The sequence below is a fragment of the Nostoc commune NIES-4072 genome (genome assembly GCF_003113895.1).
GTDB lineage: Bacteria > Cyanobacteriota > Cyanobacteriia > Cyanobacteriales > Nostocaceae > Nostoc > Nostoc commune.
This window is the reverse complement of sequence record NZ_BDUD01000001.1, coordinates 2,336,463-2,360,290: the sequence shown is the minus strand read 5'-3', so window position 1 is coordinate 2,360,290 and position 23,828 is coordinate 2,336,463. Positions and strand designations below refer to the sequence as shown.

Sequence of the window (23,828 nt, the reverse complement as noted above, 5' to 3'; positions counted from 1 at the left end):
ATTTCTAATTAATCAACAATTCTGGTGCTACTAATCCTTTTTGGATCGCTAAAACTGCGGCTTGAGTGCGATCGCGTACTTCTAGTTTCTGTAAAATAGTATGGACATGAACCCGCACTGTACCAGGGGCAATGTAGAGAACTTCAGCAATTTCTTGATTGCTTTTGCCAGTTGCTACGAGTGCCAAAATTTCTTGCTCCCGCTTGGTTAGGGGATTTTCTAAGGATTCCTCAGTTTTTGCAGGCAGCACCACAGTAGAATTGCCCTCAAAAGCTGCTCTAATTTCTGTTGTTGCCGTTTGATCCCACCAAGAAGCCCCTGCTGCAACCGATCGCACTGCTAATATTAGAGACTCAGCCAGAATACCTTTGAGGCAGTAACCTTGGGCCCCGGCGGCAATTAACCGCGAAATCAGGGGTTTTTCAGAACGAGAGGTTAAAACAAGAATTGGTAAATTTGGGTGCTTCTGCTTGATTTGGCGACAAGCCTCTATTCCGCCAATCCCCGGTAAACCTATATCCAGCAAGACCAAATCCAGGGGATAGCGATTTGCTAATTCTACAGCTTGTTCCCCATCTTCTGCCTCTGCAACAATCTCCAAAGTGGTTTCTTGTTGCAACCGCATCCGCAGACCAAGGCGAAACAATTCATCATCTTCAACGAGTAAGATTTTTGTCATTTGTCATTGGTCATTTGTCATTTGTCATTTGTCATTGGTCAGGAGTTATTATTCTCCCCTGCTTCCCTTGCTCCCACTGCTCCCCCTGCCCCTCATCTCCCCGGTGGTGGACAAGCAGGGAGGCGGAAACCAAAAAGTGCGCCTCGTGGTGAGCGATTCTCTGCCCAAATTGTACCCCCATGAGCGGTAATAATTTGCCTGGTTAAATAAAGCCCTAGTCCAGATCCACAGACGTGGCGATCGCTATGTCCTTGATAAAATCTTTCAAACAAGTAGGGTAACTCTTCTTCGGTAATGCCGGAACCAGTATCAAGTATTTTGACTACTTGATCGCTAGAATAACTTTCAAGTACTACTTCTACTTTACCGCCACGAGGGGTATGGTTTATACCATTACTCAGGAGATTGGTAAAGACTCGCCCCAGTTGCAAAGGATCGCCGTTTACCCAAAGAAAGCTGCGAAAATCTGATTCGCCATAGTGGAGAGAAATATAAACCTGGCGTGTTTTGGCTAGTTCAGTCAGGGTGGCGATTACCTCCTGTGCCACAGTTGCCAAATTAACAGGTGATAACTGTAGTTTCAGCCCTTCGGCATCATTGCGGTATACATCTAAAAGCGTTTGGACTAATTGCAGTGTACTCCGATGACTACGAGCCATTGTTTGTAAGACTTTTGCTTGCATTGGCGTGATTTCACCAAATTGCTCATTTTGCAAATATTTCAGCGTTTCAATTGCTCCTAATAGGGGTGTTTTCAAATCATGGGTTAGGGTGGAAACAAAATCTTCACGCATGGTAGCTAGTTGTTCTTGGGAGCGTAATTGTGCTTGCGTATAAGCGATCGCTTCTTCATTGCGGTGGTTGCGGTCGCTTAACCAACCCGTTACCACCAACGCCAAAACTGCAATCAGCCTATTTGCCAACGTTGGAGAATTAATCATTTCTCCTCCGGGAACAAACAAATTCAATAATGTTAATCCTGTAGCTGCAAAAGTGATTCCCAACACAGCACCCCGATTCAATCGTGAATCTGCTAACAAAATAGTTCCTGTGTAGAGATAGCCAAATACGTACTCAGGTGGTGTTAAATATTCCAAGCTGATCACGATCGCAAAGGCGATCGCTATTAGCCCATAAGTCTCCCTACGCTCGTTTATAGCTTCTTTCGTAGCCACTAATCGATTTAATATCTTCATTTCTCATTTACTAAAAAATCGTTATCCTACAATCTTTACAATTATTTAATTCAGCGATTATGATTTATCTGCAATCTATATCTGCAAATGTTAACTTGACCATTAACCCAAAAATTCTGATTGTCCAGATGTAAAAACCGCGACTGCGGACTAATAGGGCTATTTCGTTCTAGACATAAACCGCCCAGAACTAAACCTCTCTTATAGCTAAAGTCCGTTCAAACGGGCTATAACCTTTTTTCAGTCGTCTAAAGACGACTTTCGCTATTAGACTCAGAATTCATTCTGAGTTGGGCTAGGTGAGAATGAAATAGCTTTGGGTAACTGAAGATTGGGGGCTAAGTAGTTAACCAAAAACGATGGAGTATTTATCACAACCTCCCCAAACCGTAATCCCTTTACTAAAATTCTCTGGAATATTTATATTCTTTGAAAGTAGCAAACTTCGATAATGTATTGTATAAACAAATAATCCTAACTAGCAAGATAGATGAATTAATCATAAAAAATTAAATATTCTTAACAAGAAAATTAATAAATATCTGGATAGTAATAACTGAAAATACTAAATCTAGATTTAAAAATGACGGTGACATGAGATATCACCAAATCTCTCGAAATCAAATACCTCAACAGTTAATCTGTTATTTCTAAAAATTGGCTTGCTAGCACTTAAATTTAATTGAGCGCGAAATATATGGGACAAGGTTTTTTGCAAATTGGCTTAACGCTGTGTATTGTCATAGCAATCACTCCGTTACTGGGTAAATACATAGCGCGTGTCTTCTTGGGAGAAAGAACACTGCTTGATTTTTTAATGAACCCGATAGAGCGAAGTATGTTCGTACTAGCAGGTGTCCGCAGGAAAGATGATATGACGGGTTTGCAGTATATCCGGGCAGTAATTTTTAGTAATTTGCTCATGGGTATTTCAGTGTATTTCCTGATATATTTTCAGAGACTCTTGCCCTGGAATCCTAACGGCTTCGGTGCTATCAAATGGGATGTATTATTACACACAACCATTTCCTTTGTGACCAATACCGACCAGCAACACTATGTCGGTGAGACAACTTTAAGCTATTTTAGCCAGGTAGCGGCTTTAGGCTTTTTGATGTTCACCTCCGCAGCCACCGGGTTAGCCGTGGGAATTGCTTTTATTCGCGGGTTGACGGGTAGAAAGTTGGGAAACTTTTACGTCGATCTTGTGCGTGGAATTACGCGAATTTTGCTGCCGATTTCGATTATTGGAGCGATCGCCTTACTTGTAACAGGTGTACCACAAACATTAAAAGAGACTTTAGTTCTGAGAACCTTAGAAGGTGGAACGCAATATATTGCCAGAGGCCCGGTAGCATCCTTTGAAATGATCAAACTTTTGGGCGACAACGGCGGAGGCTTTTTTGGCGTAAACTCAGCCCATCCTTTTGAAAATCCTAATGGTGCTTCTAACTTGATAGAAATGATCGCCATGATTTCTATACCAGCAGCCTTGATTTACACTTACGGTATATTTGCTAACAACATCAAGCAAGCTTGGCTACTTTTCTGGATGGTGTTTGTGATTTTTGTAGTTCTGGTGGGAGTAGCAGCCGTAGGAGAACTGCAAGGTAATCCCCTTGTTAATAACGCCTTTGGATTAGAACAGCCCAATTTAGAGGGGAAAGAAGTTCGATTTGGCTGGGCACAAACGGCATTTTGGGCAGTTATGACTACCGCTACTATGTCTGGTGCTGTGAATGGAATGCACGATTCTTTAATGCCGCAAGGAATATTCTCGACACTCTTCAACTTATTTATTCAAGTTATCTGGGGTGGCCAGGGAACTGGAACAGCTTATCTATTTATTTACTTAATTCTCACAGTATTCTTAACCGGACTAATGGCAGGGCGCACCCCAGAATTTTTAGGACGCAAAATTGAAAAGCGAGAAATCGTCCTGGCTGGCGTCGTGCTGTTGATTCACCCAATTCTAATTTTGATTCCCAGTGCGATCGCCTTGGCTTATCCCATCTCTCTATCTGGAATTAGCAACAGTGGCTATCACGGTATTTCTCAAGTAGTTTATGAATATGCCTCAGCAGCAGCAAATAATGGCTCCGGCTTAGAAGGGTTGAAGGATAACAGCATCTGGTGGAACTTGAGTACAATAGTTAGCTTAATTGGAGGACGCTACATTCCGATAATTGCCATCCTCTTGTTAGCTGACGGCATGTCTGGCAAACAACCAGTTCCTGAAACCCCTGGTACTTTAAGAACGGATTCTCTAGTATTTACTGGTATCACTGCTGGAGTGACATTGGTTTTGGGAGTATTGACTTTCTTTCCCGTTCTGGCTTTAGGCCCCATAGCCGAGGGTATGAAATTAGCATCTGGCAGTTAGAAAATTTATGAGTTATGAGTTATAAGTTTGGAATATAACGAGAATACTAAAAAATAAATTATGCCGTTTCGTAGGGCGTGTTAGCGATGTCTACGACGGGCTACGCCTACGCGTAACGCATTCTACAGATTGGATCTGTTTTTTATTGGAAGTTCTTAATAACTCCCAATACTTCTCAGTTAAGAAGATTTCTAGGTTAGGTTTCTTTCAACCCAACAAAGCCCTAAAAATCTTGGTTTACCCTGCGGGATCTTGCTACGTTCCTCAACCCAACTCAATACTTTTCGGATAAGCCTAACAATCTCTCTTTTGGTCTGGGAAAAGGTTACTGAGTTTGGGGGAAAGGTGAATTCAAACTTTTCCCTTTCCCTTTTCCCCCTTAACCGAAAAGTATTGCAACCCAACCTACCGTGCTTTTTTAAACTTAACCGAGCAGTATTGTAATAATTCCTAACTCTAGCCCTGTCAAGGTGATATGTAGCTTAAATTTCATATTCATTCAAACAAAATCTTCACTTGTTCTTTTAGAATTTTGAAAATTCCGAGTTCAGAGGCTCAACTTCCGAGTTCAAAGGCTCAAGTGCCGAGTTCAGAAGCTAGTTATGAAAACAAAACTCACCTTGAGGCGTTGCTGATTCCATGTATGAAAATGATTTTGCATAATACCAAAATCCTTGTAGAGACGAAGAAAAGCTACGTCTCTACATCCAGATTCATACTTCAATTCAGCAACGCCCACCTTGATAGCGCTACTCCTATAGGATTACTATTTGATTTTTGAACGAAATTAGGTGTTGTAGAGTGTGTTAGAACGGAGTTCGTAACGCACTATTATCAAGGGTTTGATGCCGTACTCTCTGTGCTAACACATCCTACGGATATTTTCATAAATCAAACCGGATTCCTATACTCCTAACTCCTAACTCTTGTACAGACGCGATTAATCGCGTCTCTACTCCTAACTCTTGTACAGACGCAATTAATCGCGTCTCTACTCCTAACTCTTGTACAGACGCAATTAATCGCGTCTCTATTTCTAACTCTTGTACAAACGCGATTAATCGCGTCTCTATTTCTAACTTTATTCATAAATCAAGTGGCAACTAACTTCAAAGCTAGACGGCCAAATCCTCGTTCTGGCGATCGCCGCCAAGGACGTAAAAAGGCCAAAACAAGTAATAAGTGGCTGTACTTAAGGGCAATGAAAGATGCTTTTGTCAAGCTCAACCCTAAGTATGCAATCAAAAATCCAGTGATGTTTGTGGTTTGGGTAGGGACAATCATCATCCTATTGCTAACAATTGATCCCAACCTATTTGGCCCAGCCCTCCAAAAGAACCCGCAAGTTTTCAACGGCTTGTTATCGGGGATTTTATTCTTTACAGTTTGGTTTGCCAATTTTGCCGAAGCAATTGCCCAAGGGCGGGGTAAAGCCCAAGCCAATGCCTTGCGATTAACAAGATCAAAGACGATCGCTAAAAAAATTGCTGCCGACGGCACAATTAATGAAGTTTCATCCACCAGCCTTAAACAGGGCGATAACATCTACGTCATTGCTGGCGATATCATTCCCGCCGATGGCGAGGTAATCATGGGTGTCGCCTCAGTGGATGAATCGGCAATTACTGGAGAATCCGCACCAGTATTAAAAGAATCAGGTTCCGACGTTGCCAGTTCCGTCACTGGTGGAACGCGGATTATCTCAGATGAGCTAATTATTCGCATCACTAATGACCCAGGTAAAGGCTTTATTGACCGGATGATTGCCTTAGTAGAAGGGGCAGAACGCAGCAAAACACCTAATGAAATTGCCTTGACAGTATTGCTTGCAGTTCTTAGCTTAATGTTTTTGTTAGTCGTGGTAACTCTGCCTGCACTTGCTTACTATGTCAACAGTCCAGTCAGCGTGCCAATTTTGATTGCCCTATTAGTAGCATTAATTCCTACAACCATTGGCGGCTTACTAAGTACCATCGGCATTGCTGGGATGGATCGAGTTGCCCAATTTAACGTTATTGCCACTTCAGGACGAGCAGTCGAAGCTTGTGGAGATGTCAACACTTTAGTTCTCGATAAAACAGGTACAATTACCCTCGGCAACCGTTTGGCGGAAGAGTTTATTCCCATCAACGGTCATTCAATGTCAGAAATTGCTAATGTTGCCTGGGCGGCTAGTGTCTTTGACAATACGCCAGAAGGTAAATCTATTGTGCGACTGGCAGAAAAGTTAGGCGCAAGGTTTGATTTCGACTTCAACCAGGCAGAAGCAGTTGATTTTTCTGCCAAAACACGGATGAGTGGTACAAACTTGCCTGGTGGGTATGAGGCGAGAAAGGGAGCAGTAGAAGCCATCAAAGGATTTGTTCGTTCCCGCAACGGACGCGATACACCAGAATTGGATGCTACCTACGAACGAGTTTCTCGCTTGGGAGGTACACCTCTAGCAGTTAGCCTAGATAACGAAATCTATGGGGTTATTTATCTCAAAGATATAGTTAAACCTGGTATCCGCGATCGCTTTCTTGCACTGCGACGGATGGGAGTGGATACCATTATGGTAACTGGAGACAACCAGATTACAGCTTCTGTCATTGCCAAAGAAGCTGGAGTTGATGACTTCATCGCCGAAGCCACACCAGAAGACAAAATCAGTGTCATTAAGAAAGAACAAACAGCAGGTAAATTAGTTGCCATGACAGGAGATGGAACTAATGATGCCCTAGCATTAGCCCAAGCGAACGTCGGCATTGCAATGAATACAGGTACGCAAGCTGCCAAAGAAGCCGCCAACATGGTAGATTTGGACTCCGATCCCACAAAACTGATCGATATAATTAGCATTGGCAAACAACTATTGATTACTCGCGGGGCATTGACGATATTTTCTATCGCTAATGATATTGCTAAATACTTTGCGATTATCCCAGTGATATTTGTCACGGCTAATTTGCAAAGCTTGAATATTATGAATTTAACTAGCCCTAATTCTGCTGTTTTATCAGCACTGATTTATAATGCTTTGATTATTCCCGCTTTGATTCCGTTGGCATTGAAAGGTGTACGGTTTAGGCCGTTGACAGCGAATCAGCTACTACAACGCAATATCTTAATTTATGGTTTAGGTGGGCTGATTGCGCCGTTTATCGCCATTAAATTAATAGATTTACTGATTACAATTGTGGGCTTGGCTTAAAGACAGTAAAAAATAAAATATTAGCAGCAATTGGAAAAATTTTATGGCTATTATTCGAGAAACTATCAGAGCAATTTTCATAACTCTAATGCTTTGGTTGTTGACTGCAATCATCTATCCTCTGATAATCCTTGTAGTCGGGCAAGTTTTTTTACCCGGCCAAGCTAATGGCAGCATCCAGCTGAATCAAAATTATGAACCAATTGGTTCGACTTTGATTGGTCAGTTGTTCACGTCTGATCAATATTTCCATTCTCGTCCCAGTACTGTTAGATATAGCCAAGGCAAAAAAGCCAAGCCAACTGGCATCTCTGGAGCCAGCAATCTTGCTGCTAGCAATCCAGAACTACTCAACCGGATTTTAGAACAGGCAAATCAATTGCGAGACGAAAATATTCAACCGATTGCTGATATGATTTATACCTCTGGTTCTGGTTTAGATCCGCATATTTCCTTGAAAGCAGCACGGGAGCAATTGCCGCGAGTTGCTAGTGCGCGAGGAGTAAAAGAAGATGAGATCCTACCTTTAATTAATAGGCATACTGATGGCAGATTTTTATGGATTTTTGGCGAACCGGGAGTTAATGTTCTCCGATTGAATTATGCTCTTGACTTGCAAGATTTTAGTCGTTAATAAAATCAGTAAATTTGTCATTTGTCATTTATCATTGGGCATCGATTATTTTCCTTGTCCCTTCATCTCCCCCAATCCCTATTCCCTATTTCCTATTTTCAAATGTCAGATAAAAGTAATACTGGTTCAACTGGCACTGTACCTTTGAATTCTGCAAGTTATTCGCTTTATCCAGGACGGCGGCGGGGTAAGCATAAAATATTTATTGGCATGGCTCCTGGAGTCGGCAAAACCTACCGGATGCTGGAAGAAGGACAAGCGCTTAAACAGGAAGGAATAGATGTCGTTGTTGGACTTTTAGAAACCCACGGACGCAAGGACACAGCTGAGAAGGCAGAGGGACTGGAAATTATACCTCGTAAGGAATATCCTCACGGTGAGTTGACGCTAACGGATATGGATACAGATGCGATTTTAAAGCGATGTCTGGCGACAAGCCGCTTTGCGTCTACGCCCCAATTAGTCCTAATCGATGAACTTGCTCATACCAACGTCCCTGGTTCTCCACGCGAAAAACGTTACGAAGATGTAGAAGTAGTTTTGGCAGCAGGTATTGATGTCTACTCCACAATGAATGTCCAACATTTGGAAAGTCTCAATGACTTAGTAGCTAGAATTACAGGCGTGGTAGTCCGTGAGCGTGTTCCTGACAGGATTCTGGATGAAGCAGATGAAATAGTGGTAATAGATGTCACGCCGGAAACATTGCAAGAACGGTTATTAGAAGGCAAGATTTACGCACCAGAAAAAATCCAACAATCCCTCGATAATTTTTTCCAACGCCGTAACCTGATTGCTTTGCGGGAATTGGCTTTGCGGGAAGTAGCAGACAACGTAGAAGAAAATGCAATCGCTACTACCCCCAATGGGCAATTTTGTAATATTCACGAGCGGGTTTTGGTGTGTATATCTACATATCCCAACTCAGTGCAGCTGTTACGCCGGGGTGCGAGGCTGGCTAACTACATGAATGCGCCGCTTTATACCTTGTTCGTTGCCGATCCAGAACGCTTCCTTACTAAGGAAGAAAGCTTACACATTCACACTTGTGAGAAACTCTGTAATGAATTTGAAGGTACTTTTATTCGTGTTACCAGCAGTAATGTAGCGAATGCGATCGCTCAAGTCGCCGAAAAATATCGGATCACCCAAATTGTAATCGGAGAGAGTCAGCGATCGCGTTGGCAAATGCTCCTCAAAGGATCTTTGACGCAAAAATTAGTGCGCTTGCTCAAAAATATAGATTTGCATATCATTGCTAGCGAAAAAATGGTTTCACCCAAATAGGCGATCAAATTTCCCCAAAAACCTCAGAAGTAAAGCTTCCATGCAAACCATAGGGGATATGATGCTTGAGATGTAGGCGAGCAATTACTCCTTTAGAGAAATCACTAGCATCCAAAATTACCAAATCTGAACGGTGATGGGCAACATCATAAACCAAAGCTAATACCCAACCATCATCTTCCTTAAGAGAACCTGGGCGCGGGACAAAAATCGGTTCACCGACAAAACCACGGGGTGCAGCACTCCAAATTTGTCTTTCAAGAGACTCTAAATCAATTTTCAACAATGCTTGTAAGGGAGCATTACCAGTTTCTGCATGAGCCGCACCTATATATAAATATCGATAAGGGCGTCCCACATTCGCCGGATGTATAGTGGGAAATTCACAACATCGGCTCTCAATCAATTCCCGCCCGACTGTCCCATCCTTTAGATTCAGATTAAATCGCCAAAGTTGCCCAGGTGAAGAAGCTTCAAAATCAACTTGTCGAAAATCGCTTTTGGGTTCCACTTCGGGTAAATCTTGGTAGCAAATGGAGTCAATCAAAACTTCGTCTCCTACCTCAAAAGCATTAACATGGTGGAAGACAAAACCAGACTGAGTTTCCAAAAATTTTATCTCTTCTTGCCCTTCTTTGGGGAAGCGGGGAATAATTATGATTTGAGTTGGCTGATGTGGTTGAAATTTGATACATTCTCCCGCCGCACGTATTCCCAAAGCGAAAGGTATGGGATTAAAAGTGACAGGATTTTGAAAGAAGATGCAGTAATTGGGAGTAATCACAAAATCGTGAATGAAACAGAAACCTGGAACACTATGAGCGTGCTGCCTGATACGCTAATAGTTTTTTCGCAGCTTTACTACGCCAGTTGCTACCACGGCAAGGCAGCGCAATGGCTTGAATTTGCGTTAAATTTATTCCACTATTCGATTATTTTCGACTCTGGTTCTCTCAGTACCAACTCAGACATCAAATCTGGCAAAAACGCTTGTTCCCCATCTTTGGATGTCTCAGTTTCTTCCTCAGCAGCCGGTAGCCAGTTGATAAATGGTAGGGGTAACAGCGTGCTGAGATTAGTAATTAGCACCAATAGCCAAAGTGATTCAAAGTTTGTTGCAGTGATGCCCAGCCAATAGGTGATTAATGCCCCGAATGCATGGGAAACCGTTCCTGCTGAATTAAACACCGACATTAACAAGGCAAATAATGTTGCTTCCACACCAGGGGGACAAAGCCTTGCTGTTAGCACCATCACTTGCATAAAGGCAATTTTCCCCATCACAGTGAGAATCAGGCTATCACCCAAACTAAACCAGTGATCATCTATACCTAATCGCCTGTTTGTGTGAGTCACTAACAACAGCATCGTCATCCCCAAAATTGACGAAAGGACGGTACTCCAAGCAAAAATCACCCGAAAAGGGATGCTTTTGAGGAAACGTTGAAAAATCCAAACGCCTGCTAAAGAAGCGAAACTTGTCACCAAATGCACCCGCCCCAGAAATTCTGGTTCAAAGTGGAGTTCGTTGGTAGCGAAGTAGAAAAAGGCTGAGTCAGCATTTGGGGTAGCTTGCCAGATGAAGATAAACGCAGTTGGTAGCCAAATACTTTTTTGGCTAATGGCTTGGCGTAGCTGGCTCAGTTGATGTTTGATTGGTAAAGGGTTGGTCTGATTGATATCTTCAGCATCTTTACTAACAGGGGACTCAGCAATTAACCAAGCTACCCCTGAGACGATGAGAGGGAATAAGGCGGTTATTCCAAAGACAGTACGGGTAGTAAAGTATTGAAGCAGCAGACCACTAAAGTATGCTGTTATCAAACCTCCGATCGCAGAAGCACCCCAGCACAAAGATTGTAATGAACCGGCTTTTGCTTGGGATTCGCCTCTAGCTCGTTCCACAACCAGCGAGTCAACTATGACATCACTCATGGCGACACTAAGAGAACCAAGAGCGATCGCTAATGTAGCTGCCCAGCTAGTATGAACTATTGTGGCCAGACTCGCCCAAGATGCAGTTCCCAGTATTCCCGATAAAATCAAATAAGGACGCCGCCGATAGCCAAATATAGGCAAGCCATCAGAGATGAAACCAAACACCGGCTTGATCATCCAAGGTAGGAAGACAATTCCCAACAGCGCCGACACCTCGACGGGACTCAGCAGCAGTTCATCTTTGAGGAAAAAGCTCACGGCTAGACGCGATAATCCTAAAATTCCTTGGACAAAATAAACGGTGAGAATTGCAATTAACTCTGCATTAGGTTCATTACCCAAGAAGATTTTTTGTGTTAATGAGTCTTTGACCTTGGCCAAGCCAGATGATTGAAGCACCATTCGATAAATATTTTTTAAGTTTTATCTACTTTTCTATCATATCGATTCTTTAGAAGTGGGCTTTGTTTATGTGTCCGTAAATTCCGCAAATTCCATTTTTCATTGCTCAATTTGACACCGATAAGCATTGTACCCTTACCAAGGTATTTGTATAACAATCCGAAATCAAAGGATTAGGGCGAACCTACCGGAAGTAAGTTCGCCCTAACTTGTATTTAATATTCAATTGTGTCGGAAGTTTTGAAATCCTGCTGTAAGCAGGCTATGCGAAGGTGGGGCCTAGTTTTGTAGCCAAGTCAGAAGGGAGGCTTCCTGGCTTGGGCATCTACTTATAACAATTGCAAAGCTGACTTTTTCTTGACTTGACGAGTCAGAACTGAAGTAGCACCCACAAAACCAATCACAAAAACTCCTAATACAGAAGAAGACTCAGGAACGGCTTTAACAACTACATTACCGGTAATACTCTTGTAGTCAGTAGCGACTGTGTGATTATCTGATTCAAAACCTGTGCCGCCGACATTGGTGAATTGAACCTGATCAAAAGTTCCGTCAACATCATAGAAGTTGATAAACGCATAGGGTTCTCCAGAATTTTGACCTTTGTATGGCGAATTAGGATTACTGTAATAGCTGGCTTTATTTGGTAGCTTGGCGATATAACTAACCACATCAGCAGTGGTCATAGTTTGTACAACTTTACCTTGTGAAAGAAATGTCATTACGTTATTAGCGTCTCCCGCAGACCACCAAAGTCCAAAGTACTTTTGTGCGGTTGTCAAATTAAGGGTGGAAACTGTTTCCTTACTACCTCTACCCGTGTTTACATCAAAATATTTGCCTGTTCCATTAGCGCCACCATATTGGTCTACATTCTCGATCAGAGTATTCTTATAGCTACCAATAGTTGTTCCTGAATCAGTCCATGTAAAGCCTGTTGCAGTGTAACCTTGTGTTAGTGCATCAAAATCTTGTACACGAGCATTAACAAGATTTGAGGAATTTGCAGTTTGTAAGGTTGGGTCTTCTATTGATATCGTAAAAGACGTAGCCATTACAGGACGGGTAACAGTAGCCAAAGACAAAACGACACTAGAAGCGATCGCGGACTTAATTAAAAGACTTTTCATTTTACAAATCCCTCTTGTTTTTAAAATCTTTCGTGTTCATGCCTCATTGTGCGATGTGGTTCTAAATTCCAACATCAGAGGGATTACTACTTTTTTTATTTGATTTTACTTAGATGACAATGTAAATTATTGGACTGAATTTAAATAAAAATACTGATACTAGATTCTGTAATATTTATCGCTTTATGTAGAAAGCACGAAGTTATCAGTGGTAAATTATAAACAAACTTTATTTATAAAAAGTGCCATTTTGTGATTCGCAGGCAGTTCATATTTTTAGGGTTCTAGGTAAAGAAGGCATGAGGCATTATGTTATGCCAATTTCTTGAAAACCTGTGCATATCCCTTGGCTGAATAGTTTTTCAACCTTACGCTCAAGATTATCTTGGTTTTTATTTAAAGTAATAAATTTAATTCTTCTTTCTGGTTCAAAGAAATACCACTTTCTTTGACGGGTAGCTGTCGGTTGCCTCTCAACCCTTCGCTAACAATTTGTCTTTCTCCAGTCAACTATGCCACCTAAGCTTTTTTGACATAGGTAGTAACATGAATTAAACTACCTCTTGCAACAAAAGAGTCTTGATCAATGCATCCAACTGAAGAAGCTGCTGTCTCTACTCGCGTTATCGGTTTAATTAGTGGCACATCTGTAGATGGTATAGACGCTGCGTTGGTAGAGATTTCCGGTACAGAATTGGATCTCAAAATTGAGTTGTTAGCCGGAGCAACATATCCTTATCCAATCGAACTCAGAGAAAGAATCTTGGCAGTTGGTGCAGGCGTTGCCATCTCAATGGCAGAATTGGCAGAAATAGATGATGCGATCGCTCAAGTCTTTGCCCAAGCCGCCCAAAATATTCAAATTGGTCATCAGCCAGCCACTCTCATTGGCTCCCACGGTCAAACAGTTTATCACCGACCACCTGCGGATAGGAGAATAGGAAACACAACCACTCCCAACTCCCCACTCCTTAGTACAGACGCGATTAATCGCGTCTCTGCTCACTCCCTACTAGGTTACAGTCTCCAACTAGGGCGAGGTGAATTAATTACCTATATTACGGGCATTACAACGGTGAGCAACTTTCGGGTTGCTGATATTGCTATTGGTGGTCATGGTGCGCCTCTCGTGCCTAGAGTAGATGCCTATTTACTCAGTCATCCTGAAGAAGGGCGGTGTATTCAAAACATTGGTGGTATTGGTAATGTTGCTTATATTCCGCCTCGGCATGGTGACTGGCTCTCAAAAATTCGCGCTTGGGATACTGGCCCAGGAAATAGTCTGTTGGATCTGGCGGTGGAGCATTTAAGCGCTGGTGATAAAACTTACGATGAAAATGGCAATTGGGCAGCGAGTGGTACTCCTTGCGATCCATTGGTAGAAGAATGGCTCAACCAAGACTATTTTCATCTGCCGCCGCCTAAATCCACTGGTCGAGAGTTATTTGGTGTAGCTTACCTGCATGAGTGTTTAAAAGATGCCCAAGCATACCAACTCAGTGCTGCCGAGTTACTGGCAACTCTCACCGAATTTACAGCTGCTTCAATTGTTCATAGTTACCGAACTTTTTTGCCGGAAATGCCACAAAGAGTACTATTATGTGGCGGTGGTAGTCGCAATCTTTATTTGAAACGTCGATTAGAGTTGTTGTTACCATCAATACCAGTCTTGACTACAGATGAAGTTGGTTTAAGTGCAGATTTTAAAGAAGCGATCGCCTTTGCAGTTTTAGCTTACTGGCGACATTTGGGTATTCCTGGCAACCTACCTACTGCGACTGGGGCACCTCAAGAAGTGCTTTTGGGAGAAATTCACCAAAGTCAGTAATCAGTACTGAGACAGGAACGATAAACAAGATCAAAAATTTCTTCATTCTCCACTGGCTCAACACCCCGCTATCGCTAAGGCAACTTAGCACTGCTATAACTGTAGTCTTGGCGGCACTCGATCAAGACAGGGAATAGGGAATATAGAAGGTGGCTCATACTTTTTTATTGGAACCAGGACGCTGGACAATGCAAGGAAATTGGTTGGAACGTAATGGTATGCCAATCAGTGTCAAGGGTATGACCTTGGTAGCTTGGAATCGAGATAACTGGTTTACTATGGCTACAAAACTGATATTTCCTGGTAGCGATCGCTCAGAAATCTCTCTACAATACAAGGGGCGGCTGCATGAGGGAGAGCGTCAGTATACTTTTTTACTCCAGCATAATACTTTGGGGCAGATTGAAGGTGAAGGGTGGATTGGTTTAGATACAATTGTGCAGCGTTACTGGGTAATAGGCGATCGTCAGCGTCGTAGTGGCTTTGAAACCCTGCACCGAATTTCGGAAGATAAATATTACCTCAGTAGTGGCATTATGGCTGGCCATTTTTTAACTAACACAATGGAAGTTAGCCTAGAGCGTCAGTCAACCTAAAGGTAGCGCTGCTGTCCGTCTAGGCTGGAAGCTTGGCGCTCAAACAATCCCAATCTACTGCTTCTGCTTCTTCAAAGTCCGATATCTCATCCCTGACCTCAAGGAATTATCGTTTATTCTCACTGACCTACTGAGTTGTATACTAAATAAGAAATTATCAAATTATCTTTAGACTTTTAGTATTTTTACCGAACCGTGTAGTCTGGAGTCCAGTTTCATGAATCCTAAAGTCTCTGTAATTATCCCTGCTTACAATACTGAAGCTTATCTTGCCAAGGCAATAGAGTCAGTCTTAGAGCAAACGCTCACAGATATTGAAGTTATCATAGTCGATGATGCTTCAACTGATAAAACTGTAGAAGTCGCTAAAAGTTTTACTGACCCACGTATCAAAGTAATAGTTAATCAACAAAACCTTGGGGCTGCTGCTGCGCGTAATCGTGCCCTTAAAGCAGCCCAAGGAGAATGGATTGCTGTACTTGATTCAGATGATTGGTATGCTCCTGAAAGATTGGAAAAACTTGTATCATTGGCAAACGAAAGAAATGCAGACATGATTGCTGACGATCTTTATTTAATCAACGATGGCGAAACATCTCCTTGGAGTACATTGATTCAAGAAAGTGAAGAAAGTATAGATAAAATTTTCCAAATTGATATCGTTTATTTTGTAGAAACTGATGTCTATGGACAACCAGGATTGCATCTTGGTATAAGTAAGCCTTTATTCAAACGAGAATTTCTGGTTAAGCACGGCATCGAGTACGATGATGCCATCAGGATGGGTCAAGATTTTTGGATTGATATGAAATGCTTAATCAAAGGAGCACGGTTTTTCCTTGAGCCAAAACCCTATTATTACTACCGCTCACGCCCCGGCTCTCTTGTACATAAAAGCCAATTATCACGTCTAAATCAATATTTGAATGCTAGTAATTCTTTCATGCAACAAGAAGCTGTGAAAAAAAATCCCGCTTTAATGCGTGCTATGTCTTATAATAATTCGGTCTATAAAAAACATCTAGCTTACCTTCAAGTTGTAGAGCCTCTCAAGGAAGGAAAATGGTTAAAAGCATTGACAGAAATGGCTAAAAATCCGTACTTCTTTTATGATTTTATTTCCCGATTGAACAATATTATAGAACGTCGAATTCAATACTATGTAATGGGTAATAAATCAGTTTTTGACATTTCTTATAACATACAGAGAGAACGAAAAACTAGCAATTAGTAGTCTCATATTTGTCTCAGTAAATAATTCCTTCTTACGTAGTCTGAATCAGCCTGAAGGTCAAAAACTTGCTAAGGTAATAAGTATTTTTAATTATCCCTACTTACAAAATAAACGCAGAGGACAGCCTTGCTGGAGGTAGGAGGAAAGTACTAAATTAAGCAAAACTTTAGTTGTAGGCCATTGCTTACTGAAATAACCTGAGTCTGACGAACCTTTCCCTACCTTGAATTTTAGTTTAAGTCGTCCCTATCTCGGTGGGATAGGGACGGTTTTGGGTAGTAAAACTTCTTAGAGGTCTTTTGAGCTAGCCTAATTAGGCAGACACTATATGAGCCGTCGAATTCACGTACAAAACAACAGTCATAAATCCTAATAAGCTAGAGCATTATTTACAAGGTATAAGGGTTTGGAGCTTATAAAATCTGCCCAGCACGGCTTCATGTCGTCTCTGAAGACTTTATTGATATTCAAAACTCCAGACTCATTACTGAGTTATTAGAACTTTGTGGTGAGTGTGGTACTACCTAATTAAATTTTTTGGTAGATCCTAGAGTTATCTATTTAGTCAAAATTGGGCAAACTAAAATTACACCACAATGAAAGTGTAAAATGGTACAAAACGTCATTACAAATCTACCCTTTCTACTTGTTTGATCTTACATGTTGCACCAGTTGTAATAACCGCATCGGTTGCAAACAGCTAGATCATGCTTTCAATCTTCTAAAAGAGGACTGAAAAAAGCTAGTACAGCAAGCGCGGGAATAAATATATCATTCCAAATGGCGCAAGAGCTTAAAATACAATTTTTTTGACTTTAATGAGAGCCAATTGCTACCCTACGGGAATGCTAAAAGCATAGATTGCTTCCCCGTAGGGGTATAAGTTGGCACCGCAAGAGCGCAATGGCTCCTTTTGACTTCCGCCTTGCAGTATCAGCCTGGAAAGTCATTTATAGGCGCAATAATCAAATATTCAGTTTGAATGCACTTTTTTTTCTAAACACTTACAACCTGCTTTTGGATTCAGATTCTCTATGTCAGACCCCAACATTGGTCGCTTACTCAGCAAACGCTACCAACTCCAGGAGTTAATCGGTACTGGAGCAATGGGTCGGGTTTATCGTGCTAAAGATACTTTGTTGGGAGGTGTACCGGTTGCGGTTAAGTTTCTGGCGCTATCAATCCAAAATGAAAAGATGCGATTGCAAGACCGCTTTGAGCGAGAAGCAAAAACCTGTGCTTTACTAGGGCAAAAAAGCATTCACATTGTCCGAGTCATGGACTATGGCGTAGATGACAATAACACCCCTTTCTACGTCATGGAATATCTACAAGGACAAAGCCTAAACAATATTATTCGCAAACAAGGGCTGCCTTTACCAAGATTTTTGAGTATGGCGCGTCAACTCAGCCTGGGGTTACAGTGCGCTCATGATGGCATCCCAGTTGAGGGCCATATTTGCCCAATTATTCACCGCGATATTAAGCCAAGCAATATGCTGGTGATTCAAGATCCCAGTTTTGGAGAATTGGTCAAGGTTCTAGATTTTGGTATTGCTAAATTATTACAGTCAGATGGCGACCATACAAAATTCTATTTGGGAACATTGGCTTATTCTTCTCCCGAACAGATGGAGGGTAAGGAATTAGACAATCGTTCTGATATTTATAGTTTGGGCGTCATGATGTTTGAGATGCTCACAGGTAAAATGCCACTGACGCCACCAACTCACTCTTTTGGAGCATGGTATAAAACACATCACTATCAAAAACCACGTTCTTTTGCTGAGGTTGCGCCCGGATTAGAATTACCAAAAGAAATCGAAAATTTGGTAATGAGTTGTCTAGCTAAAGTACCACGCGATCGCCCCCAAAATATCACTGAAATCCTTAAGGTTTTAGCATCTCTAGAAAAGCCTGAGCATACACGCAAAATTAAGCAAGACATCCAGGCGCTAGTTCCTGCGACTAGAGTCAGCAATGAGCTTGAACAAAAGGCGAAAGGCGATTCGCGGGTATCCTCGGCAAACGATGAAATCGCTCGTGTCATTTCCTGGCCCCAAAATAAACCACTAGCCGATATTGTGTTTCCCCAGCCCATTAATAACAATGGGGAGCTTTTACCTGCTCTGTGGGTGATGCTACCGCAAGAGGAAATTCAAAAGCGCTTACTCTGTACCCGCTATAACCAATTTCTTTTTATCTCTATTCCTCATCCCATGCTGCTATGGATTACTGTCATCTACAACCGCAAACATGGTGCTAAATGGTTACCTTACTACCTTGATCTCAAAACCAGTCTTGGTCAAGAAATTGCCCGGTTACTACAGCAGACAGGTTATTATCGTCTCTTGTTCTTTGCACGAGAAACACCCAATCGCTGTACCCATATTCTACATTCCAGCATCGCTTCTGCCCAACGCCAACGACTGCAAGAGTGGCTCGCAATGAGCAACACATTGATCTCTTCTGCCGACTCGCAAATTAGTAAAAGCTTACTCAAAAGTGAGTATGAAAAGATTAAGCCTCAAATTCTCCTAAAACTGCAAAGTATTGATACAGATTCTCCATACGATCTTTCCAACTAGGAACAATTTCTCGAACAGAATTCAGGAGTCAGAAGTCAGAATTAAGAATAAATTTTGATAGAAATTGCGGATAGCGACGCGGAAAGCGAGTCCGCGATAGCAAAGCGGTAGCGAGTATTCGAGCGTCGCGTCTTGATTCTGACCGGAGCTAACGGAAATGTCTCCGGCTTTGCTCCTGAATTCCTCAATTATATTACATGTATTCTATGTAACCAAGAAGTGGTTTCTGGAAGAATGTAAACTTTTATAAACAAAATATGTATAAAGATGTAAGTTCTAGTTATATGTATAAAGAGTGAAAAAACTAGCTGCTAAATCACGGCTATTTAAATTCTCTCTCAATCTTTCTGTGTATATATTCCGGGAGATTGTAAATTTACGCAGGTTAATTCTCACACTAGACGAACCAAAAGGAAGTCTGTCTAAAGCCAAAAGTAGATTTGTACTACAAAATTAAAGTAAGTTTAGACTCTAGCAGATGTATCGTCGAAAAGTTTACTCCTTGTTAGTTTTTGGAATTTAATTTTTGTCCAACATTTAGAGAATTGTTTATCGAAGTTGACGCCCCGACATCCCCAGCTCTTTTCCTCCTTGGAACCAAGCAAGAGAAGGAGGTCGCCCACTGCGACAGTAGAACGACTCTATGCCATAGTGGAACCTGAATCTAAGCCCCACTGGTGCTTAAGAAGCTCTTGATAAGTTGCCTCGCGCACGACCATTTGCTCATAGAGCTTTACTAAAAAGTCTTTAGCTTGATCGTGGCTCATATTTTGTACCTGAGTTGCAAATGAGCAGATGCTAAATTGCTGTTCCAAGGAGAGTTTCATTGGTTGGTTCATAATTAACTCCGAAAAAACAAAGAATAAAGGTGATATCGGTTACAGAAGTCCAAATTGGATGATATTTGGACTGATATCTGTCCAACATTTGTTCCTCCGTATTACGAAAGATAACAAGTGTTTGACACATTGCCCACATCCAAAGTGTGGAACTTTTCTGCTTTGATATCTTGCACCTAATCCTAGTGATATACTACCCAAGTCAGCCAAGCCATATTCCGGAAAATATTCTCTGTTGGTCTTGGATAAATATAACTACCTCTTGACTCCTTTTTGCTTTGCATAAATCTCCTTTGAGGAGATGAGCAAATTTTGTCCTAAATCCTACATAGTTATCCTTGTTTGAGAAAAACTAAGATGCTGTCTCCTCCCAATATGGAAGAAGCTTCAGAGGGTTGGGACTTTCAGGAGGTTGGAGAGTGGATGGTAATAAGCGTGAATTATAGTTGCTTTACCTTATTACGTGCAAGATGTAAATCTACCAATTTATGCAAATTTAGCCTCTTTTAAGTCACTTTAGAGGCTAAAAATATTTGTATCAAATTGTAAAAAGTAAAAATGCTCATGCTGAACAAATTGCTGAGTATATCTACCAAATTTGTCATTTGTCCTTTGTCCAATAGCTAGTAACTCTTGACTAATGACCAATGACCAATAACTATTTAGTCGAGTGAGACGATGACAACTGTGATGTTATCGTGCCCTCCGTGGTCTTTGGCAGCCTCAACTAGAGAGATGGCAGCTTTATCAAGCCAAGGGCTGTCTTGGAGGCAGCTAGCAATCTTCTGTTCGACAAGTTCTTCTGTGAGACCATCACTACATAACAGCAAGCGATCGCCAGCTTTGACATCTAGTGGTTGTACATCAATTTGATGCAAGTCTTCACGCCCTAAACAACGCGATAATACATGACGAAAAGGATGCGATCGTGCTTCATCTGAGGTGATGTCACCGATTTTGATTGCTCGTGCTACCCAAGTGTGGTCTTCTGTGACTTGTTCTAAGTGCGATTCTCGCAAGCGATACAGCCGCGAATCACCAACATGAGCGCACCAGGGCATCTCTGGGGCGCGAAAAATTACCGCTACAACCGTTGTACCCATGTCGGCGCGTTCGGGATGATTTTGCTGATCGTGCAAAATCGCTTCATTGGCACCCCACAAAGCTTGCTCTAGTAATTCTTGAGAAGATTTAGAAGATTCCCAATTTGCCAGTAAATACGCCTGAATTTCTCCAGTGGCAATGCGACTTGCTTCCTCACCTCCTGCGTGACCACCCATTCCATCGGCGACAACGAAAAATCGCCCCTCTGGGTCGATATAATAAGCATCCTGATTATTAGAACGAATAAGTCCCGGATCGCTAAAACCCGTGAAATTAAGTTTCATAAATTATTTTTGCAACCAACAATTAATACATACGATCGTAACGGTCAAGGCGTAAAAGTAGTCTGATCAGGATCACTGAAAGCCCTGCTGCAACTAAACCAGGCGCTAGTGCCCACCATGCATAATTGGTAACCACTAAGATCGTAGCTGAAAGGGTGAAAGCACTGATTAACAGAGCATAGCTTATTGAGAGCTGAATACTGCTCTGTCGGCGCAATAGGCGTTCAGTTTCGATAGACCGAACGCGCAGGCGCATGTCTCCCCGTTCTAGCTTCTCTAAGGTATCCTCTAATCTACGTGGTAGACCAAACGCGGTACTACTTACTTGAGCTGCTTGACGACTTAATTCGTTAATAAAACTATTCCCCTCAGAACCATTCATATCGGTCATAAGCTGCATTGCATACGGTTTGGCAACTTCCATAAAGTTAAACTCTGGATCTAAACCTTTGCCTACCCCTTCTAAGGTAGAAAAGGCTCGCATCACAAAAGTGAAGGTTGCTGGAAATCTAAATGGCTGATTATAAGCTATTTCATAAAGGTCGTCACTAATTGCTGCCACTGATTGGTTTTCAAATGGCTTATCCATGAAATGATCCAGCATGTACTGGACGGAACGTCGGACTGGGCCCATGTCATCGGTTGGGGCGATCGCGCCTAAATCGATTAGAGATTGAACAACGCGATCGCCATCTTTTTGGGCTATGCCAAACAGTGTTTGCATTAGTCCTTCGCGGACATTTGACTTAATCCGCCCCATCATGCCGAAATCGTAGAATATCAAAGCACCAGTTGCACTAATGGCAATATTGCCTGGGTGAGGATCGGCGTGGAAAAAGCCACTGTTGAGAAGTTGTAGTAAATAGGCTTGAGCGCCTTGACGAGCGATCGCCTTTCGATCTAAACCTGCTGCTTCTAAAGCTTCGTATTGGCTAATTTTAATTCCAGGGAGATATTCTAAAGTCAACACTCTGGATGAGGCGTAACGCCAGTATACTTTTGGGACGTTCACCCAATCATATCCGCGAAAGTTCCGGCGAAAAGTATCAGCGTTACGACCTTCGTTGAGATAATCAATTTCTTCCCAAAGAATGCGACAACATTCTTCATAAATACCTAACCAATCTCGTCCCCGTCCCCATTTGGGATGGTTTTGAAAATAGCGGGTAATTCCTTTAAGAATTTGTAAATCTATTTCAAATAACTTCTTTAGTCCAGGACGTTGTACCTTGACAACAACCGATTCTCCACTATGCAGCACAGCTTTATGTACTTGCCCTAAGCTAGCAGCAGCCAAAGGAATCGGTTCAAAATTATGGAAGAGTTCAGGAATTTTTTTGCCTAGTTCTTTCTCAATGGTTGCTTCTACTTGCTCATAGCTAAATGCCGGTACTTTGTCTTGTAACTTGGCTAGTTCTTCTACATATTCAACTGGAAATATATCAGCACGGGTAGAAAACAATTGCCCTACTTTGATGAAGGTTGGGCCTAAATCTAGCAGGGTATTGCGAATCCACACCGCTTGGGTTTTGCGTCTTGTGGCTTGCTTTGCCTCAGTCACACCACCCGGATAACTCCAAGATTTGTTGTATCGCCAAAGTTTGAACAATAAGGTCAAAACAAAAGACCAAATGTCCACAAAACGCCGTCTGCTAGAGTATTTTTCCCGATTCCAACGGTATGCTTTATCTGAATAACCTTGTTCCATATACTTTGTTTACCGTTGGTTTGCAACCGAATTCCTTGAAAGAAAAGACACCTGATTCCTAAACTGTTTTTTAAATGTCCTTTGTCCTTTGTCATTTGTCATTTGCACATAATAATTTTTGACCAATACAACTCTTGGAGAGGCTGCGTCCTATGCGTAGCTGTGCCGCAGGCTTTACGGCAAAGCTTAGTACAAGTGACGAATGACCAATGACTAATGACTAATAACCAATAACTAAAATTTATGCAGAAGTTCTACGATAATGTTGCAATTCTGTTCGTAACAGGGCAATTTCTGCTCGTAATTCATCAATATCTGCTTGTAAGTCACCGGAATCAGAACTGCCTTGTCCAGTACCTGTGCTACTTTGGCCACCATTAGCAGCTTCTGCTGCCCGATTTGCACGCTCTAGAACTTCGTCTGTAAACTGGCGCAGCTGCTCTCTAGCTTCTGCATCAAATTTGCCCAGATCGCTCAAAGCATCGGTCAAGGCGACCTCTAAACGCTCATTAACTACTTCAGCTACTGCTCTGCCTACGAAAAAGGCTTGCACAAGGGGGTTACTCATAAATTTTTGTTACGTTGATCCGCAAGAGAATTATAACTTGCCTGTATGCTTTACGGCTTCTGCTGCGGAGTTATAGATTTGGGTGACGTGATGTGCTACTTCAGCCCTGGCGAATAGAAGATACTGTTGGTCGATTTACTTTCTTGTTAAATCCCCCATCCCTAAAATCCTGGTTTTGCGTTGCTTTCCCGCCCTGCAATAAATTACTTGCTCATAGCTAAAGTGCGTTGAAACGCA

Annotated in this window: 16 protein-coding genes and 1 pseudogene; 8 read left to right on the top strand and 9 right to left on the bottom strand. The window is 42.0% G+C overall.

Annotated features, from left to right (window positions below; genetic code table 11):
* Positions 1-4: 4 nt before the first annotated feature.
* Positions 5-679: a response regulator transcription factor gene (locus CDC33_RS10450; RefSeq protein ID WP_109008426.1), complete on the bottom strand. Its 675-nt coding sequence runs from the start codon at positions 677-679 to the stop codon at positions 5-7.
* A 92-nt stretch (positions 680-771) separates the two neighbouring features.
* Positions 772-1,875, bottom strand: coding sequence for a sensor histidine kinase (locus CDC33_RS10445; RefSeq protein WP_109008425.1), 1,104 nt, complete (start codon positions 1,873-1,875; stop codon positions 772-774).
* A gap of 697 nt (positions 1,876-2,572) precedes the next feature.
* On the opposite strand from CDC33_RS10445, the gene kdpA reads away from it, so the two are divergent.
* From kdpA to CDC33_RS10425, 4 genes are all read left to right on the top strand, one after another.
* Complete coding sequence (kdpA, locus tag CDC33_RS10440; RefSeq protein WP_109008424.1) at positions 2,573-4,258, top strand: potassium-transporting ATPase subunit KdpA; 1,686 nt, start codon at positions 2,573-2,575, stop codon at positions 4,256-4,258.
* 1,087 nt (positions 4,259-5,345) lie between these two features.
* Positions 5,346-7,451, top strand: a complete 2,106-nt coding sequence (kdpB, locus tag CDC33_RS10435; RefSeq protein WP_109008423.1) for a potassium-transporting ATPase subunit KdpB — start codon at positions 5,346-5,348, stop codon at positions 7,449-7,451.
* Positions 7,452-7,494: 43 nt separating this feature from the next.
* A complete protein-coding gene (gene kdpC, locus CDC33_RS10430; protein ID WP_109008422.1) occupies positions 7,495-8,085 on the top strand; it encodes a K(+)-transporting ATPase subunit C in 591 nt (196 codons plus the stop codon).
* A 102-nt stretch (positions 8,086-8,187) separates the two neighbouring features.
* Positions 8,188-9,372: a universal stress protein gene (locus tag CDC33_RS10425; RefSeq protein WP_109008421.1), complete on the top strand. Its 1,185-nt coding sequence runs from the start codon at positions 8,188-8,190 to the stop codon at positions 9,370-9,372.
* Between the two features lie 4 nt (positions 9,373-9,376).
* On the opposite strand, the pseudogene CDC33_RS10420 reads toward CDC33_RS10425, so the two are convergent.
* From CDC33_RS10420 to CDC33_RS10410, 3 genes and pseudogenes are all read right to left on the bottom strand, one after another.
* Positions 9,377-10,207 (bottom strand): annotated as a pseudogene (locus CDC33_RS10420) (carotenoid oxygenase family protein); the annotation flags it as partial.
* Positions 10,208-10,296: 89 nt separating this feature from the next.
* Positions 10,297-11,712, bottom strand: a complete 1,416-nt coding sequence (locus tag CDC33_RS10415) for a folate/biopterin family MFS transporter (protein WP_109008420.1) — start codon at positions 11,710-11,712, stop codon at positions 10,297-10,299.
* Between the two features lie 329 nt (positions 11,713-12,041).
* Positions 12,042-12,842, bottom strand: a complete 801-nt coding sequence (locus CDC33_RS10410; RefSeq protein WP_109008419.1) for an Npun_F0296 family exosortase-dependent surface protein — start codon at positions 12,840-12,842, stop codon at positions 12,042-12,044.
* A 586-nt stretch (positions 12,843-13,428) separates the two neighbouring features.
* Here CDC33_RS10410 and CDC33_RS10405 point away from each other — a divergent pair.
* The 4 genes from CDC33_RS10405 (at position 13,429) to CDC33_RS10390 (ending at position 19,088) form a co-directional block, all read left to right on the top strand.
* Positions 13,429-14,670, top strand: coding sequence for an anhydro-N-acetylmuramic acid kinase (locus tag CDC33_RS10405; RefSeq protein ID WP_109008418.1), 1,242 nt, complete (start codon positions 13,429-13,431; stop codon positions 14,668-14,670).
* A 149-nt stretch (positions 14,671-14,819) separates the two neighbouring features.
* On the top strand, positions 14,820-15,266 hold the full coding sequence (locus CDC33_RS10400; RefSeq protein WP_109008417.1) for a hypothetical protein: 447 nt from the start codon (positions 14,820-14,822) through the stop codon (positions 15,264-15,266).
* A 217-nt stretch (positions 15,267-15,483) separates the two neighbouring features.
* Positions 15,484-16,497 (top strand): glycosyltransferase family 2 protein, encoded by a 1,014-nt coding sequence (locus tag CDC33_RS10395; RefSeq protein WP_109008416.1) that lies wholly within the window; start codon positions 15,484-15,486, stop codon positions 16,495-16,497.
* 1,037 nt (positions 16,498-17,534) lie between these two features.
* A complete protein-coding gene (locus CDC33_RS10390; RefSeq protein WP_109008415.1) occupies positions 17,535-19,088 on the top strand; it encodes a serine/threonine-protein kinase in 1,554 nt (517 codons plus the stop codon).
* A 641-nt stretch (positions 19,089-19,729) separates the two neighbouring features.
* Here CDC33_RS10390 and CDC33_RS10385 read toward each other — a convergent pair.
* From CDC33_RS10385 to CDC33_RS10370, 4 genes are all read right to left on the bottom strand, one after another.
* A complete protein-coding gene (locus CDC33_RS10385) occupies positions 19,730-19,927 on the bottom strand; it encodes an NblA/ycf18 family protein (protein ID WP_041565841.1) in 198 nt (65 codons plus the stop codon).
* 662 nt (positions 19,928-20,589) lie between these two features.
* A complete protein-coding gene (locus CDC33_RS10380; protein WP_109008414.1) occupies positions 20,590-21,315 on the bottom strand; it encodes a Stp1/IreP family PP2C-type Ser/Thr phosphatase in 726 nt (241 codons plus the stop codon).
* Positions 21,316-21,337: 22 nt separating this feature from the next.
* Positions 21,338-23,023: an ABC1 kinase family protein gene (locus CDC33_RS10375; RefSeq protein WP_109008413.1), complete on the bottom strand. Its 1,686-nt coding sequence runs from the start codon at positions 23,021-23,023 to the stop codon at positions 21,338-21,340.
* A 241-nt stretch (positions 23,024-23,264) separates the two neighbouring features.
* Positions 23,265-23,591: a DUF6825 family protein gene (locus CDC33_RS10370; RefSeq protein WP_109008412.1), complete on the bottom strand. Its 327-nt coding sequence runs from the start codon at positions 23,589-23,591 to the stop codon at positions 23,265-23,267.
* Between the last annotated feature and the right edge of the window lie 237 nt (positions 23,592-23,828).

Coding starts and splice junctions, on each gene's coding strand:
- CDC33_RS10450 (WP_109008426.1), bottom strand. CDS start 679: ATGACAAAAATCTTACTCGTTGAAGATGATGAATTGTTTCGCCTTGGT.
- CDC33_RS10375 (WP_109008413.1), bottom strand. CDS start 23,023: ATGGAACAAGGTTATTCAGATAAAGCATACCGTTGGAATCGGGAAAAA.
- CDC33_RS10405 (WP_109008418.1), top strand. CDS start 13,429: ATGCATCCAACTGAAGAAGCTGCTGTCTCTACTCGCGTTATCGGTTTA.
- CDC33_RS10370 (WP_109008412.1), bottom strand. CDS start 23,591: ATGAGTAACCCCCTTGTGCAAGCCTTTTTCGTAGGCAGAGCAGTAGCT.
- CDC33_RS10380 (WP_109008414.1), bottom strand. CDS start 21,315: ATGAAACTTAATTTCACGGGTTTTAGCGATCCGGGACTTATTCGTTCT.
- CDC33_RS10395 (WP_109008416.1), top strand. CDS start 15,484: ATGAATCCTAAAGTCTCTGTAATTATCCCTGCTTACAATACTGAAGCT.
- kdpA (WP_109008424.1), top strand. CDS start 2,573: ATGGGACAAGGTTTTTTGCAAATTGGCTTAACGCTGTGTATTGTCATA.
- CDC33_RS10390 (WP_109008415.1), top strand. CDS start 17,535: ATGTCAGACCCCAACATTGGTCGCTTACTCAGCAAACGCTACCAACTC.
- CDC33_RS10410 (WP_109008419.1), bottom strand. CDS start 12,842: ATGAAAAGTCTTTTAATTAAGTCCGCGATCGCTTCTAGTGTCGTTTTG.
- CDC33_RS10425 (WP_109008421.1), top strand. CDS start 8,188: ATGTCAGATAAAAGTAATACTGGTTCAACTGGCACTGTACCTTTGAAT.
- CDC33_RS10385 (WP_041565841.1), bottom strand. CDS start 19,927: ATGAACCAACCAATGAAACTCTCCTTGGAACAGCAATTTAGCATCTGC.
- CDC33_RS10415 (WP_109008420.1), bottom strand. CDS start 11,712: ATGGTGCTTCAATCATCTGGCTTGGCCAAGGTCAAAGACTCATTAACA.
- CDC33_RS10445 (WP_109008425.1), bottom strand. CDS start 1,875: ATGAAGATATTAAATCGATTAGTGGCTACGAAAGAAGCTATAAACGAG.
- kdpC (WP_109008422.1), top strand. CDS start 7,495: ATGGCTATTATTCGAGAAACTATCAGAGCAATTTTCATAACTCTAATG.